We start from the raw sequence: 17,654 nt of genomic DNA, 5'->3' as shown, positions 1-17,654 counted from the left end.
CGGCTGCGTTGTGCGGTGCGCGCCGCGATACGGCCGCCGCGGCGCGGGATGCGGAGGTGGCGCGGTGCGCGGCTGCGGCGGGTGGTGCGACGGTGCCGCTGGTGGCGGTCGTGCGGTGTGGTGCGGTTGTGGTGGGTGGTGCGGTTGTGGTGGGTGGTGTCGCGTTGCGTGGTGCGGTCGCGGGTGGTGGTGGCGTGCCGCGTGGTGCGGTTGTGGTGGGTGGTGTCGCGTTGCGTGGTGCGGTCGCGGGTGGTGGTGGCGTGCGGTGTGGTGCGGTTGTGGTGGGTGGTGTCGCGCTGCGCGGTGCGGTTGCGAGTGGCGGTGTCGCGCTGTGTGGTGCGGTTGCGGGTGGTGGTGGCGTGCTGCATGGTGCGGCTGTGGTGGGTGGTGTCGCGCTGCGCGGTGCGGTTGCGAGTGGCCGTGTCGCGCTGTGTGGTGCGCTTGCGGGTGGTGGCGGCGTGCCGCATGGTGCGGTTGTGGTGGGTGGTGTCGCGTTGCGTGGTGCGGTTGCGGGTGGTGGTGGTGTGCCGCGTGGTGCGGCTGCGGGTGGTGGCGCCGCGGGCTTCGGTGTTGTGCGGGGGCGGCGGGGGTCTTTGCGGCGCGGTGGGCCGCTTCGGCCGCGTCGTCGTGCGGCCTCCCCGGTCGCGGCCGCCGTGGTCCGATCCGTCGCGCGGACGCCCTCGCCCATGCCTCTCGCCCCGTTCTCTCCGGCCCGGCCGCATACCGGGCGGTAGCTTTCGTCGGAGAGTCTTCTATCGACGGGTTTTCGGCGTTCGCAATGCGTCTGACCCGCGGCCGCGGTCGGCGTCGCGGTTCACCTATTCGGGGGATGCGGCGGCTCATCGGCCCCGGTCATCGGCTCGAGCGCGGCTCGGTCCCGTCTTCGTACGGCCCCGTCGGCCCCTGTCCCCCGAAAGGGGACCACCGGCCCTTCGCGGAAGGCTCGGGAGAGGGGACGGGCGATCGTATGCTGGGGGCCTATTGGTCTCTGATGAAAGCGGCAGCCATGCGCGTCTACGTCCCTCTGACCCTCTCCGGTCTCGCCGAGGCGTACAAGGAGGGCCACCTGGGGCCGACGCCGCTGACCGCCTACGCGGTCACCCCGGCGCTCCGCGAGTGGTATGTGTCCGACGACATCGAGGAGCTGGAGTACGCGGCGCTGAGCCGGGCCGCGCAGGCGTCGCTGCGGCTGCTCGCCGTCGACCCCCGGGCGCCTTGCCGTCGGGTCGTGGTGGCCGTGGACGTGCCCGACGGGCAGGCGGTCGCCGATCCGGACCGGGGGCTGGACCAGTCCGCGCTGGGCGAGGTGCGGATCAAGGCCGCCATACCGCTCGCGAAGGCCGCCGCCGTGCACTTGGACGCCGATGACGCCGAGCGGGACATCGCCGCGGCCGCCGACGCGCTCGGCGCGGCGGACCTCGGTGACGACGACGCGCAGTTCACCGTGGACGGCGCCGAGGACCACGAACTGCTCTGGTACGCCACCCAGGAGATCCCCAATCTGATCGAGTGATGCCCGCTGTCCGACCCTCCGGGTACGGTCGTGGGATGGGGAAGAACCACGTGACGCACCTCGTCTGGGACTGGAACGGCACGCTGCTCCACGACATCGACGCCGTGATCTCGGCGACGAACGCCTCGTTCCAGGAGATCGGGCTGCCGCCGATCACCCTCGAGCGCTATCGCGACCTGTACTGCGTCCCGGTGCCCCGCTTCTACGAGAGGCTGATGGGGCGGCTGCCCACCGACGAGGAGTGGGTGGTCATGGATGAGGCGTTCCACCGGCACTACTGGGCGCTGGCCGAGACCGCCGGGCTGGCGATCGGCGCCCGGCAGCTGCTCACCGAGTGGCAGGAGGCGGGTCTCACCCAGTCGCTGTGTTCACTGGCCCCGCATGAGTATCTGCTCCCCCTGGTGCGGACGCATGGCATCGAGCGCCATTTCGTCCGGGTGGACGGCCGCACAGGCGAGAGCAACACCGGCAAGGCCGAGCAGATGATGCGCCATATCGCCGCGCTCGAAGGGGTGCCGCCGCAGCGGATGGTGGTGATCGGGGACGCCCTGGACGACGCGGTGGCGGCGCGGCACGTGGGGGCGCGGGCCGTGCTCTACACGGGCGGTTCGCACAGCCGGTCCAGCCTGGAGGCGGCCGGGGTGCCGGTCGTGGACACGCTCGTGGAGGCCGTACGGGAGGCCGAGCGCATGGCCGACGAGTGAGCCGGGCGAAGTGAGCCGGGCGACGTGGCGACGTGGCGACGCGCCCGCCCCCCTCACACCACCGGCGCCTTCGACCGCAGCACCGCCAGGAACTCCCGCATCCACGCCGGATGGTCCGGCCACGCCCGCGACGAGATCAGCGTGCCGTCGACCACGACCTCCGCGTCCTGGTAGTCCGCCCCCGCCGCCTGCATGTCCGGCTCCAGCGCCGGATACGCGGTGACCCGCCGCCCGCTCAGGCCGCCCACGGCCGCCGTCAGCAGCGGGCCGTGGCAGATCTGCGCCACCGGCTTGTCCGCGTCGAAGAACGCCTTGCAGATCTTGCGCAGCTCGGGGTCGTTCCGCAGATACTCCGGGGCCCGGCCGCCCGGGATCACCAGGGCGGCGTAACTCCCGGGGTCCACCTCGGAGAAGGCCAGGTCGGCGGGGATCGTATAGCCCGGCTTCTCGGTGTAGGTGTCGAAGCCCTCCTCGAAGTCATGGACCACCAGGCGCAGCGTCTTGCGGCTCGGGGCCGCGATATGGACCTCGTACCCCTCCTCGCGCAGCCGCTGGTACGGGTAGAGCACCTCCAGCGATTCGGCCGCGTCGCCGGTCACCAGCAGGATCCTCGCAGCCATGCCATCAGCCATGCCACGCACCTCCAGGTCCACGCCTACCACCGTGCTTACCACCGTCCAGATCCACGGTGCATCCGCGCCCACGCTTTGCCAAGAGGGCATGAGCGGCGCATCATCGGCCCGTGCGCCCCTCCCGGTCGCTGTCCATTTCGTCAAACTTCGGGGCACGGTTTTGTACACGAACGGCTCATGACGACCCCCTGGGGAGGAGCGATAGCCTTACTGCGTGATCAGCGCGATAGTCCGTGAGGGCAACGAGGCCCTCGCTCCGCGCCCGGCGCCCCACCAGGCCCGGGCCCGAGCCGCCGCTGACCCGTGGCGCGTGGGGTCTTGGTCACTTACGGCCCAGTACACCCCGGCCATCTCCCGATCCGGCATACCGTCGTCCACGACCGGATTTTTCGCGTCGCGGCGTCATGCCACCGCCATCGATGTCACGCAACGGCGCGCGACAGGAGCCAGAGGACATGCAGACCAAGCTGGACGAAGCCAAGGCCGAGTTGCTCGAACGGGCCGCCCGGGTCGCTGAGAACAGCCCTGCCGGGGGGCAACCGGTGCAGGGCCCAGGACCGGAGACCCTGACCGCATACCTCCAGCACTACTACCTGCACACGCCTCCCGAGGACCTCGCCGACCGCGACCCGGTCGATGTCTTCGGGGCGGCGCTCTCCCACTACCGGCTCGCCGAGGTGCGTCCGCAGGGCACGGCGAACGTCCGGGTGCACACCCCGACCGTCGAGGAGCACGGCTGGACCTGCAGCCACTCCGTGGTCGAGGTGGTCACCGATGACATGCCGTTCCTGGTCGACTCGGTCACCAATGAGCTCACCCGCCAGGGGCGCGGCATCCATGTCGTGATCCACCCGCAGGTGATCGTGCGCCGTGACATCACCGGCAAGCTGATCGAGCTGCTCGACGTCTCCCCGGACGGCCCGGCCCGGAAGAAGCGGAAGAAGCTCCCGCACGACGCGGTCGTGGAGTCCTGGATCCATGTCGAGACCGATCGCGAGACCGACCGCGGCGATCTGAAGCAGATCACCGCCGATCTGCTGCGCGTCCTGTCCGATGTCCGCGAGGCCGTCGAGGACTGGGAGAAGATGCGCGACTCCGCGCTGCGCATCGCCGAGGGCCTGCCGGACGAGCCGAAGGCCGCCGAGGTCCGCGAGGAGGAGGTGGAGGAGGCCCGTGAGCTGCTGCGCTGGCTCTCGGACGACCACTTCACCTTCATCGGCTTCCGCGAGTACGAGCTGACGCAGGTCCCCACCGAGGCCGGTGGCGAGGAGGACGTGCTGACCGCGGTGCCCGGCACCGGCCTCGGCATCCTCCGCTCCGACCCGCAGCACAAGGACGCCGACGAGAGCGCCCACGCGGGCCCCGGCACCCCCGTCTCCCCGGCCTTCAACCGGCTTCCGGCCGACGCCCGCGCCAAGGCGCGCGAGCGCAAGCTGCTGGTGCTGACCAAGGCGAACAGCCGCGCCACCGTCCACCGCCCCTCGTACCTCGACTACATCGGCGTGAAGAAGTTCGACGCCGAGGGCAATGTGATCGGCGAGCGCCGCTTCCTGGGGCTGTTCTCCTCCGCCGCGTACACCGAGTCGGTGCGCCGGGTCCCGGTGATCCGCCGCAAGGTGGACGAGGTGCTCGCGGGCGCGGGCTTCGCGGCCAACAGCCACGACGGCCGTGACCTGCTGCAGATCCTGGAGACCTACCCGCGCGACGAGCTGTTCCAGACCCCGGTCGACCAGCTCCGCTCGATCGCCACCAGCGTGCTCTACCTCCAGGAGCGCCGCCGGCTGCGGCTGTTCCTGCGCCAGGACGAGTACGGGCGCTACTACTCCGCGCTGGTCTACCTTCCGCGTGATCGTTTCACCACCGATGTGCGGCTGCGGCTGACCGACATCCTGCTGGAGGAGCTGAGCGGCCGTCCGCCGGTCGACTTCACCGCCCTGCACACCGAATCGGTGCTCTCGCGGCTGCACTTCGTGGTCCGCGTCCAGCCCGGCACCGAGCTGCCCGACCTCACCGACTCCGATGTGGAGCGGATCGAGGGGCGGCTGATCGAGGCCGCCCGCTCCTGGGCCGACGGCTTCACCGACGCGCTGGTCTCCGAGGTCGGCGAGGAGCGCGCCGCCGAGCTGCTCCGCCGCTACCAGCACGCCTTCCCCGAGGGGTACAAGGCGGACCACACCCCGCGCGGCGCCGTCGCCGACCTCCAGCACCTGGAGCGGCTGAAGGACGGGGAGAAGGACTTCGCGCTCAGCCTCTACGAGCCGGTGGGCGCGGCCCACGCCGAGCGCCGCTTCAAGATCTACCGGGCCGGGGCCCAGGTCTCGCTGTCCGCGGTGCTCCCGGTGCTCAACACCCTCGGTGTCGAGGTGGTGGACGAGCGCCCGTACGAGCTGCGCTGCTCGGACAAGACCACCGCCTGGATCTACGACTTCGGGCTGCGGCTGCCGCTGCGCGAGGGCGAGGCCCTGGCCGACGACGCCCGTGAGCGCTTCCAGAACGCGTTCGCCGCGGTGTGGACCGGGCAGGCCGAGAGCGACGACTTCAACCAGCTGGTGCTGGGTGCGGGTCTTGACTGGCGGCAGGCGATGGTGCTGCGGGCCTACGCCAAGTACCTGCGCCAGGCCGGGTCCACCTTCAGCCAGTCGTACATGGAGGACACCCTCCGCAACAATGTGCACACCACCCGGCTGCTGGTCTCCCTCTTCGAGGCGCGGATGTCGCCGGAGCGGCAGCGGGCGGGCCTGGAGCTGACCGACGCCCTGCTGGAGGAGCTGGACGCGGCGCTGGACCAGGTGGCCTCGCTGGACGAGGACCGCATCCTGCGCTCCTTCCTCACCCTGATCAAGGCCACCCTGCGGACCAACCACTTCCAGAGCGCCAGCGATGGAAGCGACAAGAGGGGCCAGAAGAACGCCGACGACAAGCCGCACGACTACCTGTCGATCAAGCTGGACCCGCAGGCGGTGCCGGATCTGCCCGCGCCCCGCCCGGCGTACGAGATCTGGGTCTACTCGCCGCGGGTCGAGGGTGTGCACCTGCGGTTCGGCAAGGTCGCGCGCGGCGGCCTGCGCTGGTCCGACCGGCGTGAGGACTTCCGCACCGAGATCCTCGGCCTGGTCAAGGCGCAGATGGTGAAGAACACCGTCATCGTGCCGGTGGGCGCCAAGGGCGGCTTCGTCGGCAAGCGGCTGCCGGACCCGTCCGTGGACCGCGACGCCTGGATGGCCGAGGGCATCGCCTGCTACAAGACCTTCATCTCCGGTCTGCTCGACATCACCGACAACCTGGTCGCCGGGCAGGTCGAGCCGCCCAAGGACGTGGTCCGCCACGACGGGGACGACACCTATCTCGTCGTCGCCGCCGACAAGGGCACCGCGACCTTCTCCGACATCGCCAACGACGTGGCCCAGGCGTACGGCTTCTGGCTCGGGGACGCCTTCGCCTCCGGCGGCTCCGCCGGATACGACCACAAGGGCATGGGCATCACCGCCCGTGGCGCCTGGGAGTCGGTCAAGCGCCACTTCCGCGAGCTGGGCCATGACACCCAGACCCAGGACTTCACGGTCGTGGGCGTCGGCGACATGTCCGGTGACGTGTTCGGCAACGGGATGCTGCTGAGCGAGCACATCCGGCTGATCGCCGCCTTCGACCACCGGCACATCTTCCTGGACCCCAACCCGGACGCGGCCACCTCCTACGCCGAGCGCCGCCGCCTGTTCGAGCTGCCGCGCTCCTCGTGGGAGGACTACAACGCCGAGCTGCTGTCGGCGGGCGGCGGCATCCACCCCCGTACGGCCAAGGCCATCCCGATCACCCCGCAGGTGCGGGCCGCGCTCGGGATCGAGAAGCGGGTCGCCAAGATGACCCCGGCCGATCTGATGAAGACGATCCTCAAGGCCCCGGTGGACCTGCTGTGGAACGGCGGCATCGGCACCTACGTCAAGGCGTCCGTCGAGTCGAACGGCGATGTCGGCGACAAGGCCAATGACGCGATCCGGGTGGACGGCCAGGACCTGCGGGTCAAGGTCGTCGGTGAGGGCGGCAACCTGGGCCTGACCCAGCTCGGCCGGATCGAGTTCGCCACCAACGGCGGCCGGATCAACACCGACGCGATCGACAACAGCGCCGGTGTGGACACCTCCGACCACGAGGTGAACATCAAGATCCTGCTCAACGCCCTGGTCACCGAGGGCGACCTCACCGTCAAGCAGCGCAACAAGCTGCTCGCCGAGATGACCGACGAGGTCGGCGCGCTGGTGCTGCGCAACAACTACGCGCAGAACGTGGCGCTGGCCAACTCCGTCGCCCAGGCCCCCAGCCTGCTCCACGCCCACCAGCGGCTGATGCGCCGCCTGGGCCGCGAGGGGCGGCTGGACCGGGCGCTGGAGTTCCTGCCCACCGACCGCCAGATCCGCGAGCGGCTCTCCGCCGGGCGCGGCCTGACCCAGCCCGAGCTGGCCGTGCTGCTGGCCTACGTCAAGATCACGGTGGCCGATGAACTGATCACCACCGGGCTGCCCGACGACCCGTACCTCCAGCGGCTGCTGCACGCGTACTTCCCGCAGGCGCTGCGGCAGCGGTTCCCCGAGCACATCGACGGCCACGCCCTGCGGCGCGAGATCATCACCACGGTGCTGGTCAACGACACCGTCAACACCGCCGGTACGACGTTCCTGCACCGGATGCGGGAGGAGACCGGGGCCTCCACCGAGGAGGTCGTGCGGGCCCAGACCGCGGCCCGCGCGATCTTCGAGCTGAACCAGGTGTGGGACGAGGTCGAGGCGCTGGACACGGTCGTCGCCGCCGACATCCAGACCCGGATGCGGCTGCACTCGCGCCGGCTGGTCGAGCGCGGCACCCGCTGGCTGCTGAACAACCGGCCGCAGCCGCTCGCGCTGGCCGAGACGATCGACTTCTTCGGCGAGCGGGTCGGCACGGTCCGGGCCCAGCTGCCCAAGCTGCTGCGCGGCTCCGACATCGAGTGGTACCAGCGGATCTACGACGATCTGACCGGGGCGCACGTCCCGGAGGACCTGGCCACCCGGGTGGCGGGCTTCTCCTCGGCCTTCCCGACGCTGGACATCGTGGCCATCGCGGACCGCACCGGCAAGGACCCGCTGGCGGTCGCCGAGGTCTACTACGACCTGGCCGACCGGCTGCGGATCAGCCAGCTGATGGACCGGATCATCGAGCTGCCGCGCGCCGACCGGTGGCAGTCCATGGCCCGGGTCTCCATCCGCGAGGACCTGTACGCGGCCCAGGCCGCCCTGACCGCCGATGTGCTGTCGGTGGGCAACGGCGGCTCCACGCCCGAGCAGCGCTTCAAGGCGTGGGAGGGGAAGAACGCCGCGATCCTGCAGCGGGCCCGCACCACGCTCGATGAGATCCAGTCGTCGGAGACCTTCGACCTGGCCAATCTGTCGGTCGCGATGCGGACGATGCGGACGCTGCTGCGCACCCACAGCTGACCGCGGACGCTGCTGCGCACCCACGGCTGACGACAGCCCATACGGCTGCCGCGCCCCCGGTGGACCTCATGTCCGCCGGGGGCGTTTGTCACCCACTTGGGCGCCCCTCCAACGACCGAGCGGGCATACCGGGACGAACCCACCTAGCGTGGGAGGTCAGTGAGTGCTTCGCGCCTCGAACCGCCACCGCGTCCCGAGGAGCCTTATGCCCCGCTTCACCATCGTCATCGCCGCCTATCGCGTCCAGGGCTATCTGAGCGCCTGCCTGGACTCCGTGCTGACGCAGTCGTATCCCGACCTCGAGGTGGTCGCCGTGGACGACCGCTCACCGGACCACTGCGGCGCGATCATCGACGCGTACGCGGCACGCGACAGCCGGGTCGTGCCCGTGCACCAGCGGGTCAACTCCGGTCCTGGCCGGGCCCGTAACGCCGGGGTCGAGCGGGCGAGCGGGGACTATCTGCTCTTCCTGGACGGCGATGACACCCTCGCCCCGGGCACCCTGAAGGGCCTCGCCGACCGGCTCGCCCTCACCCACGACCCGGAGATCCTCTACTTCAACCACGTGCGCACCTACTGGTCGGAGCGCCGGGCCCCCAGCCTCTTCGGGGAACTGCTGGCCTCGGCGGGCACCGATGTCTTCTCCGTCGTCGAACGGCCGGAATTCCTGCGGCTGTTCGCGATGTCGTCCAATCGCGTCTATCAGCGGGATTTCTACACCCGCCACGGCTTCGCGTTCAGCGAGGGCATCTACGAGGACGCCCTGCTCTCGTACAAGACGATGCTCACCGCGCGGCGGATAGCCTGTGTGGATCTGGTGGGCCTGGAATACCGGCAGCGGCGGGTCGGGGCCAGTACGGGAAGCCCCGGCGAGAAGCACTTCATCATCTTCCAGCAGTACGCCCGGCTCTTCGACTTCCTCGACGACCGGCCACATCTGGATCCGCTGCGCCCGCTGCTCTTCGAGCGGGCCGTATCGCATTTCCTGTTCTGCCTGGACCGCACCTCCCGGGTGGCGACGGCGGACCGGCCGCGCTTCTTCGCCCGGGCCGCCGAGTGGTACCGCGCCCATCTCCCGGCCGGGTTCACCCCGCCGGTCGAGGGCCGGTGGCGCTTCGAGGCGCTGGCGTCCGGCTCCTTCCTCCGCTACCGCGAGCACGAGCTGGCCGTACGGGCGGCCGCCGGGGCCCGCAAGCTGCGCCGGACCGTCCGGCCGCCGCTGGCGGCGCGCGCCAAGCAGGGCCTGTACCGGCTGCACCGGCAGCGTCCCGTCGACCCCCACCTGGCCGTCTACTCCGCGTACTGGGGGCGCGGGGTGCTGTGCAATCCGGGGGCGATCTACCACAAGGCACGGGAGCTGGCACCGGAGATCCACGGAGTGTGGGCGGTCAGGAAGTCGGCGATCGAGACCCTTCCGGAAGGCGTCGACTACGTCGTCACCGGCACCCGCGACTTCTACCGCACGGTGGCCCGCGCGAAATACCTCATCAACAACGTCAATTTCCCCAATGAGGTGGTGAAGCGGCCGGGCACGGTGCATCTGCAGACCTTCCACGGCACCCCGCTCAAATGCATGGGCCTGGACCAGCAGCGCTATCCCGCCGCCGCGGGCGGAATGAGCTTCGGCAATCTGCTCAAGCGCATCGACCGCTGGGACTTCGCCCTCTCCTCCAATCCGCACTCCAGCCAGATCTGGGAGCGGGTCTACCCCGCCGGGTACCAGCTGCTGGAATACGGATATCCGCGCAATGACGTCTTCTTCACCGCGACCGCGGCGGACATCCGGCGGATCCGCGCGGAGTTGGGAATCCCGGCCGGGAACACCGCACTCCTCTACGCGCCCACCCTCCGCGACTACCAGAAGGGGTTCACCCCCCGGCTGGACCTGGAGCGGATCAGTCGCGAACTCGGCCCCGAGACCACGCTGTTGGTGCGGGCCCACTACTCCTACCGGCCGCAGGACGATCTGGCCCGGCTCCAGGAGGCCGGGCTGGTGATCGACGTCTCGCGCCACCGGTCGGTGGAGGAGCTGTGCCTGGCGGCCGACGCGCTGATCACCGACTACTCGTCGATGATGTTCGACTACGCCCTGCTGGACCGGCCCGTCGTGATCTACGCCGACGACTGGGACATCTACCGCTCCTCCCGCGGCGTCTACTTCGACCTGCTGTCGGGGTCCCCCGGTGAGACCCCGGGGGCCGTCGCCCGCACCGAGCGGGAGCTGGTCGAGGTCTTCCGCGAGGGCCGCTGGTGCGACGCGGCCGCGACCGCGCTGCGCACCGCCTTCCGGGCCCGCTTCTGCCGGTTCGACGACGGCCACGCGGCCGAGCGGGTGGTGCGGGCCCTGATGCTGGGCCAGGACATCGCGCTCCCGCTCGCCCCCACGCCACGGACGCGGCCCCTGGCGGACAGCGCCCCGGCGGGGCCGCGCGGAGGCGTCCTCACCGCCGAGTGACCGATCCGCCGCGCGGTCCGGCGGTCCGGCGTGCGGTCCGGCGGTCCGCCGTTTGTGTCCCCGATTGGCCGTGTCCCCGATTGGCCGTGTCTCAAGGTCCGCCGAGTGACCCCGACCCCGACCCGTCGAGAGCCCGGAGTCAGGAGGCCGTCATGCCCGCTCTGTCCCGACCTCGTGTCAGTGTGATCATCCCCGCCTACAACGCCCTGCCGGAGCTGACCCGGGCCGTCACCTCCGCGATGGACCAGACCCTGGGCCCGGACCGGGTCGAGATCATCGCGGTGGACGACGGTTCGACCGACGGCACCGGCGAGGAGCTGGATCGGCTCGCCCGCACCTGCCCCTCGCTCCACGTCATCCACCAGGAGAACTCCGGCTGCGCGGGCGTCCCCCGCAACACCGGGCTGGACCACGCCCGGGGCGACTTCGTCTTCTTCCTCGACTCCGACGACTATCTGGGCCCGGACGCGCTGCGCCGCATGGTCGCCATGGCCGACGCCCACGGCACCGACGTCGTCCTCGGCAAGATAGCCTCCGTGGGCGGACGGGCCGTGCCGCGCGCCGTCTTCCAGCGCAACCAGCCCCGTACGGACATCTTCTCCTCCCACGCCTATCTGACCCTGGGCCCGTGGAAGCTGTTCCGCCGCTCCCTCATCGAGCGGCTGCACCTGCGCTTCCCGCCCTACCGCAACTGCGAGGACAAGCCGTTCACCGCGGCCGCCTACCTCAACGCCTCCGGTATCTCGGTGGTCGCCGACTACGACTGCTACTACGTCCGCTACCGCGAGAACCGCACCAACCTCACCCTCACCGCCTCCGACCTCGCCCACCGCATGGACGGCACCCGGCTGTGCTTCGAGACCGTGGCCCGCTATCTGGAGCCGGGCCCGCGCCGGGACCAGATCATGCGCCGCCATGTGGAGTGGGAGCTGTGCGGCCCGATGCGCGCCCTGCTGCCCCGGGAGAGCGAACAGGACGCGCGGGAGAAGTACTTCCCCGAGTTCCGGCACTGGGCGAGCACCTGGGTGACCGACGCCCTCTTCCAACGGCTCGACGCCCCCGACCGGCTGCTGATCCATCTGCTGCGCGCCGACCGCTTCGACGATGTGCTGACCGTGGCCCGGAACGCCAAGAAGGACGAGCGGCGCGGCCATCTCGTCGACAAGGGCCGGGTCTACTGGCTGCACCCCTTCTTCCGCGACCACGCCGCCGCCGTCCCCGACATCTGCTTCGACGTGACCGACCGGCTGCCGGTCCAGCACCACCTGGAGGCGGCGAGCTGGCACGGCGGGGTGCTGCGGCTGGCCGGGCACGCGTACGTCGAGGACGTCGACTCCCTCGACCCGGCCACCGAGATCGTGCTGCGCAAGTACCGGGCCGACCGCCCCGAGGTCCGGGTGCCCACCACGCCGTGCCTGTCCGCCCATCCGCTGCCGGGGGAGGGGCGGCGGTACGAGATGGCGGGCTTCACCGCCGAGATCGACCCGGCCACCGCGGACGGCGGCGCCCCGCTGGAGCGGGGGCTGTGGAACATCTACCTGGACGTCCGCGCCCAGGGCGTCAGCCGTACGGTGCGGTTCGGCAACCGCCGCGAGGGCGGTGAGGTCACCCATCCCACCCGGCGCCGTGTCACCACCTCCCAGGGTCCGGTGACGGTGGTGCCGTACTTCACCCCGTACGGCAATCTCTCGCTCGACGTCGGCGAGGTGGCCCACCCCCTCGACCCGCCCTGCCAGGTGCTCCGGACGATCTGGCGCACCCGCGGCACGCTGCTGGTCGGCGGCCGGCTGACCGAGGAGGCGCTGCGGGACGGCGGGGTGCTGCGGCTGCGCGCGGAGACGGGGACGGGCGCGGTGCACGAGGTGCCGGTGCGCGGTGAGCCGGGCGGCTCCGTGAACGTCTTCACCGCCCTGCTGCCGATCGGGCGCCTGGGCGCGGGCTGCTGGACGCTGAAGCTGATCATGGAAGGACCCGGGGAGGACGCGCCGCGCCGCACCGCGATCGTGCCGTACTTCGACCGGCTGGCCGCCACCCGCTGGCTCCGCTTCGGCTGCCGTCCGTACTACGCCAAGCCGGTGGCCCTGGGCCCGGCGCGGGCCCTGGGCCTGGAGGTGGCTCCGATCAAGGTCGTCACGGGGGTGCGGCGGCGGCTGGGGTGGTGAGCGGGACAGATTCCCCTACCCGCCCCTTCCCACAACTGGGGCTCCGCCCCAGACCCCGCTCCTCAAACGCCGGAGGGGCTGAAATCAGCCCGTCCGGCGATTGAGGACACGCCCGAAGGGCGTCCCGGGGTCCAGGGGCGAAGCCCCTGGTAACGGGAAGGGGCGGGTAGGGGAAAGCGTCGATATGCGGCTCCGCCGCGTGGCCCGCCGCAGGCGTCCGGCGGTCAGTTCAGGCCCAGCCGGTTGCGTACGGCGGCGAGCAGCCGGACCGGGGCCACCCGCAGTTCCAGGGTCACCTCGCCGCGCCCCATGAGCGGCTTGGCGTAGTACGGCCGGCCGCGCCGCACCCAGCGGGCGCCGGGCAGCCGGGCGGGCGGCGGCACGGGCGCGGCGGGCGCGTTGCGGCCCGCGCCCTGGTCGCCGGGGGCGACGACGGCCAGCGTCACCGTCCACCGGCCGCGGCCCAGGTCCCGCACCGGCAGCCGGGCGGTGAAGGCGCCCGCCGGATGCCCCGCGGCGAACCGCACCGGATGGTCGTGGACCCTTCCGTCGGTGTGCTCGGCGCGCAGCCGCAGCATCCGCCCGCGCGCCGGGGTGCCGGGCGGCAGCAGCCGTCCGGCGACGACGAGGGTGCCCTTGTCCGACGGATGCCACACGGCCTCCGTCACCTCGCAGGGCGCCCCGCGCGGGGCCGGGCCGATGTCGAGGGAGAGATTGCGGTACGGGCTGGTGAAGTACGGCGTGACCCGGGCGCGCAGCCCGGGCCCGGCGGCCACCACCCGGCGGGCGGTGCCGATGTCGAGCAGGTCGTCATGGCGGTTGCCGAACCGTACGGTGCGGCTGATGCCCTGGGCGCGGACGTCGAGGAAGACGTCCCAGACCCCGGGGCGCAGCGGTGAGCCGCCGTCGGCGGTGGCGATGTCCACGTCGGCCTCGAACTGGGCCGGGTCGTTCTCGGCGGTGGCCTCCACCGGGATCCGTACCTCGTCCCGCGCCTCGCGGCGGCGCAGCACCAGCTCGGCGCGGTCCTCCTCGGGGTCGGCCTCCAGCCCGTCGATGGCCGCCCGGCCGCGCACCCGCAGGGTGCTGCGGCCGTGCCAGCCGGCGCCCGCGAGGTGGTGACGGACCGGCAGCCGGTCGGTGACGTCGAAGCAGGCGTCGGGGACCTCGGCGTCGGGGTCGCGGAAGAAGGGGTGCAGCCAGTAGACGCTGCCCTTCTCGACCAGATGGCCGCACCGGGCGTCCCGCTTGGCGTTGCGCACGACGGACAGCAGATCCTCGTAGCGGCCGGTGCGCAGCAGATGGACCATCAGCCGCTCGGGCGCGGTGAGGGTGGAGAAGAGCGCGTCGGAGCAGTGGGCCAGCGCCCACCGGCGCAGCTCGGGCAGGAACCGCTCGCGGACCTCGGTCTCGTCCTCGCGCGGCAGCGCGCGCAGGGCCGGGCACAGCTCGCGCCGGATGTGGTGGCGCATCACCGCGTCGCGGCGGGCCCCGGCCCTGGTGTGCCGGGCGGCGGTCTCGAACAGCGGCCGCATGGCCTCGACGCGCTCGGCGAGACCGGGGGCGGCGCGGCCCCGGTTCGGACCCAGGTGGTAGCAGTCGTAGTCGGCGACGACGGAGATCCCGGAGGCGTTGAGGTAGGCGGCCGCGGTGAAGGGCTTGCCCTCGCCGTGGCGGAGGTGGGTGGGGAAGCGCAGCCGGAGCCGTTCGATGAGGGAGCGGCGGAAGAGCTTGCACGGCTCCAGGCTGGCGTAGGCGTGGGAGCTGTGGATGTCGGTGCGCAGCTGGTTGTGGCGGAAGACCGCCTTGGGGACGCCGCGCCCGTCCGGGGAGACCATCTTGCCCAGGACCACGTCCGTGCCGTTCTGGTCGGCCATCGCGACCATGCGGCGCAGCGCGTCGGGCGCGAGCCGGGCGTCGGCGTCCAGGAAGAAGACGAAGTCGCCGGTGGCGCGGGCCAGCCCGGTGTTGCGGGGGCCGCCGGTGCCGCCGCGGCAGGGGTGGGGGTTACGGACCACATGGAGCGAGGGGCAGCCGGCGGCGAGCCGGTCCAGCTCCTCCGCGGTGCCGTCGGCCGATCCGTCGTCGACGGCGATGATGTCGAGGCGGCTGAGCCCGAGGGTCTGCTCCATGGCGGAGGTGACGGCCCGGGTGATCCCGGGCATGGCGTCACGGGCGGGGACGATCACGCTGACACGGGGAGGCGGGCCGGGGCGGTGATTGCGCGGCATGCTGGCTCCGGAGGGTGTGCGGGGGGCTCAGGAGGCGTGGGAGGGGGGCTCCTGGGGACGGGGCCGGGGGTGGAAGCTCATGGTGAGGGCCTGGGGTGAGGTCCGGGTGTGGGAAGTGCTGCTACCGGGTGACGTAGATGTGGGGTGTCGTGTTGCCGGCGATGTGGGGTGTCGTGTTTGCCGACGGGTGCGTGGTCTCGCTACCGGGTGATGGACCAGCGTCCGGCGCCGGGCGGTGAGGTCGTGTGGAGGTCGCGCAGCCGGACGACCGCCTCTCCCTTCTCGGCGAGCGCGTCGACGGCGTCGGAGAAGCGCTGGATGGACGGTGGTGTGGCGGGGCCGAGGAGAAACTCCTTCACCTCGTGGCGGGCGGTGCGCAGCTCGTCGAGGGAGGGGTCGAAGAGCGGGCGCAGGAGGTTGTCCATTCCGGATGCCCCGGGACCGAGCGGATAGGCCGCCCTGGCCATGACGTGTCGCCGCCGGAACTCCTCTTCGCCGATCCCCGCCGGGGCGGTGAGGGCGTACGGCTTGAGGGTGGCGAGGAAGTCGCCGACCACGTCGGAGGGGTTGCCGATCAGCAGATCGGCCTGGTCGAAGCAGGAGTGGAGGGTGGGGGTGTCCCCCTCGATCACCTGGTGGAGCCAGGGCGGTGAGGCCGCCCAGTGGGCCTGGTGCCACTCCCGGCGCAGGCCTTCGGCCTCGGTGAGCAGGGCCGGATCGGGGGCGGCGCGGTCTCTGGTGAGCATGGCCTCGTCGGCGTCCGCCCGGCGCAGACGGGCGTCCAGTGCGGCGATGCGCTTGGTCAACTCGGCGCGGTGGCGGGCGGCTTCGGTGTGCGGGGTGTCGGCGTCGCCGGGCGCTTCGCCGAGGGCGTCTGGGGCGAGGGCATCGGCGGCGAGGGCGTCGGCGGCGAGGGCGTCCTTGCCGGGACCGTTCTTGCCGAGACCGTCCTTGCCGGGGGCGTCCGCGGCGCGGGCGTCCGCCGCGAGGGCCTGCGCGGCGCGCCGCTCGTTCGCGGCCTGGATCAGGGCGGCGATACGGCGGTGGGCGGCGCGGTCCTCGGGGGAGCGGTGGCCGGTGGGCGGATGCGGCCGGTAGAGCACGCGGACCGGGGGTTCGCTCTCCAGCAGGGCTCGTACGATCGGCTCGCCCGCCGCGAGGTCACGGGTGGGCGTGTACAGCACGGTGGGCAGGGACGCGGGCATGGGCGCGGTGGCAGGACCGGCTCCCGCGACGCGCAGGCCGTCGAGCTGGGGGCGGCCGATCTCCACGATGTCGGCGTCCTCGACGCCGACCGCGGCCTGGACATAGCGGCGGCGCCCCGCCTCGCCCGCGACCCACACCTGGTCGTAGACCTTGCTGTACGGATCGACGGCGGCGGTCTCGTCGCCGTCGCCGGGGGCCAGGAAGACGTGCTGCATGGTGGGGATCCGCAGGAGGTGGATGTTCCGGCCGGTGTTGGCGGGGTAGAGCGCAACCCGTACTCCGCTCAGGTCCAGCTGCGAGAGGTGGGCGGCGCTCGGCACGCACAGCACCGGCAGCGGGGTCGGCTCCAGGGACTCCAGCAGCTCCCGTTCGCGCAGGATGACCAGGGACGGGGTGTGCAGCGCGGCCACGGGCCCCAGCCATCGGGCGACCTGGTCGGCGCGTTCGCGCGGGCCGGAGAAGTAGAGCACCGTGCGGGGGCGGTGCCGGATCAGCCAGGCGTCCACCTCGGCCAGCACCTCGGCGGCGCCGGGCAGCCGACGGGTGGCCCGGACCAGGTACGGAACGAGCGCCACCACCGTGATCAGGGAGGACCCGGCGGCGAGCGTGAGCGCCGCCACCACCCAGCGGGCGTCACCGGTCGTCAGCGACGCGGTGAGCCCGAGCAGGGCGGACAGCTCGTAGACCAGGATCCGCTGACCGGGCCATTCGGTGAGTCTGCGGGGCGGCCGGTCGCTGATGTTCAGCCGGCGCAGATCGATGTTGCGGGCCGCGACCGCGAGGGCGCGGCGCCGCCGGATGAGGGTGGTGAGCGCGGCGTGCAGGGCCTGCCCGGCGAGCAGGCACAGCACCAGCGTCATGGCCGCGGCGAGGCCGATGGGGCCGGTGACGTGGAGTCGGCCGAGCAGGAGGAGCAGCAGGACGCAGCGGAACTCGAAGCGTGACGTGGCGCCCATGTGGAGCCGCCCCAGACGGGTCATCAGCCCCGGCGCGGTGCGGTGCAGCAGCAGCTCGCAGCCGCACCCGGCCAGCCCGGCGGCCGCGAAGACCCCTCCGGCCCCGGTGAGCGCCGCCACCGCCATGGTCACCAGACACCCGGTCAGCGCGGCGAAGGCCACGAGACCGCGGGGGCTTTCGATACCGAGGCGGTTCATGACGCGTGCCCTTCGCGGCGGATGAGTCGTCCTGACTGCACACTGTAGGCGAATAGTCGTATTTATGCCTTTTGTTGTCGTGCGGAGTGGGTGAGGTGAGGGTGCGGTGAGGGTGCGCGTGGGGAAGCGCGG

General features: G+C 71.9%; 8 protein-coding genes. 5 read left to right on the top strand and 3 right to left on the bottom strand.

Annotated features, from left to right (window positions below; genetic code table 11):
- Window positions 1-1,006: 1,006 nt before the first annotated feature.
- Together IEJ02_RS17205 and IEJ02_RS17200 are read left to right on the top strand one after the other, a co-directional pair.
- Window positions 1,007-1,513 carry a DUF6912 family protein gene (locus IEJ02_RS17205; protein ID WP_191065701.1) on the top strand — a complete coding sequence of 169 codons (507 nt, stop codon included), beginning with the start codon at window positions 1,007-1,009 and terminating at the stop codon, window positions 1,511-1,513.
- A 35-nt stretch (window positions 1,514-1,548) separates the two neighbouring features.
- Window positions 1,549-2,217 carry an HAD family hydrolase gene (locus tag IEJ02_RS17200; protein ID WP_137978231.1) on the top strand — a complete coding sequence of 223 codons (669 nt, stop codon included), beginning with the start codon at window positions 1,549-1,551 and terminating at the stop codon, window positions 2,215-2,217.
- 53 nt (window positions 2,218-2,270) lie between these two features.
- Here IEJ02_RS17200 and IEJ02_RS17195 read toward each other — a convergent pair whose 3' ends face one another.
- Entirely contained in the window at window positions 2,271-2,837 is a 567-nt protein-coding gene (locus tag IEJ02_RS17195; RefSeq protein WP_137980774.1) for a DJ-1/PfpI family protein, read from the bottom strand.
- A 467-nt stretch (window positions 2,838-3,304) separates the two neighbouring features.
- Between IEJ02_RS17195 and IEJ02_RS17190 the strand changes: the two genes are divergently transcribed.
- The 3 genes from IEJ02_RS17190 (at window position 3,305) to IEJ02_RS17180 (ending at window position 12,931) form a co-directional block, all read left to right on the top strand.
- Complete coding sequence (locus IEJ02_RS17190) at window positions 3,305-8,314, top strand: NAD-glutamate dehydrogenase (RefSeq protein ID WP_191065684.1); 5,010 nt, start codon at window positions 3,305-3,307, stop codon at window positions 8,312-8,314.
- Window positions 8,315-8,519: 205 nt separating this feature from the next.
- On the top strand, window positions 8,520-10,769 hold the full coding sequence (locus IEJ02_RS17185; protein ID WP_191065683.1) for a bifunctional glycosyltransferase/CDP-glycerol:glycerophosphate glycerophosphotransferase: 2,250 nt from the start codon (window positions 8,520-8,522) through the stop codon (window positions 10,767-10,769).
- Between the two features lie 152 nt (window positions 10,770-10,921).
- The gene (locus tag IEJ02_RS17180; RefSeq protein ID WP_191065682.1) at window positions 10,922-12,931 is read left to right on the top strand and encodes a glycosyltransferase family 2 protein; all 2,010 of its coding nucleotides are present in this window, start codon (window positions 10,922-10,924) and stop codon (window positions 12,929-12,931) included.
- 224 nt (window positions 12,932-13,155) lie between these two features.
- Here the strand turns inward: IEJ02_RS17180 and IEJ02_RS17175 are convergent, their stop codons facing one another.
- Complete coding sequence (locus tag IEJ02_RS17175) at window positions 13,156-15,162, bottom strand: glycosyltransferase (protein ID WP_191065681.1); 2,007 nt, start codon at window positions 15,160-15,162, stop codon at window positions 13,156-13,158.
- Window positions 15,163-15,362: 200 nt separating this feature from the next.
- Window positions 15,363-17,522 carry a hypothetical protein gene (locus tag IEJ02_RS17170; protein WP_223863961.1) on the bottom strand — a complete coding sequence of 720 codons (2,160 nt, stop codon included), beginning with the start codon at window positions 17,520-17,522 and terminating at the stop codon, window positions 15,363-15,365.
- Window positions 17,523-17,654: the final 132 nt, after the last annotated feature.

Source organism: Streptomyces sp. 5-10 (assembly GCF_014712245.1).
GTDB lineage: Bacteria > Actinomycetota > Actinomycetes > Streptomycetales > Streptomycetaceae > Streptomyces > Streptomyces violaceusniger.
Note: the sequence above shows the minus strand (reverse complement) of the source record. Positions and strands in the feature narration are given on the sequence as shown.

What these genes read in the sequence shown, in the direction of transcription:
- IEJ02_RS17175 (WP_191065681.1), bottom strand. Translation starts at nt 15,162, where the DNA reads ATGCCGCGCAATCACCGCCCCGGCCCGCCTCCCCGTGTCAGCGTGATC.
- IEJ02_RS17200 (WP_137978231.1), top strand. Translation starts at nt 1,549, where the DNA reads ATGGGGAAGAACCACGTGACGCACCTCGTCTGGGACTGGAACGGCACG.
- IEJ02_RS17205 (WP_191065701.1), top strand. Translation starts at nt 1,007, where the DNA reads ATGCGCGTCTACGTCCCTCTGACCCTCTCCGGTCTCGCCGAGGCGTAC.
- IEJ02_RS17170 (WP_223863961.1), bottom strand. Translation starts at nt 17,522, where the DNA reads ATGAACCGCCTCGGTATCGAAAGCCCCCGCGGTCTCGTGGCCTTCGCC.
- IEJ02_RS17185 (WP_191065683.1), top strand. Translation starts at nt 8,520, where the DNA reads ATGCCCCGCTTCACCATCGTCATCGCCGCCTATCGCGTCCAGGGCTAT.
- IEJ02_RS17190 (WP_191065684.1), top strand. Translation starts at nt 3,305, where the DNA reads ATGCAGACCAAGCTGGACGAAGCCAAGGCCGAGTTGCTCGAACGGGCC.
- IEJ02_RS17180 (WP_191065682.1), top strand. Translation starts at nt 10,922, where the DNA reads ATGCCCGCTCTGTCCCGACCTCGTGTCAGTGTGATCATCCCCGCCTAC.
- IEJ02_RS17195 (WP_137980774.1), bottom strand. Translation starts at nt 2,837, where the DNA reads ATGGCTGCGAGGATCCTGCTGGTGACCGGCGACGCGGCCGAATCGCTG.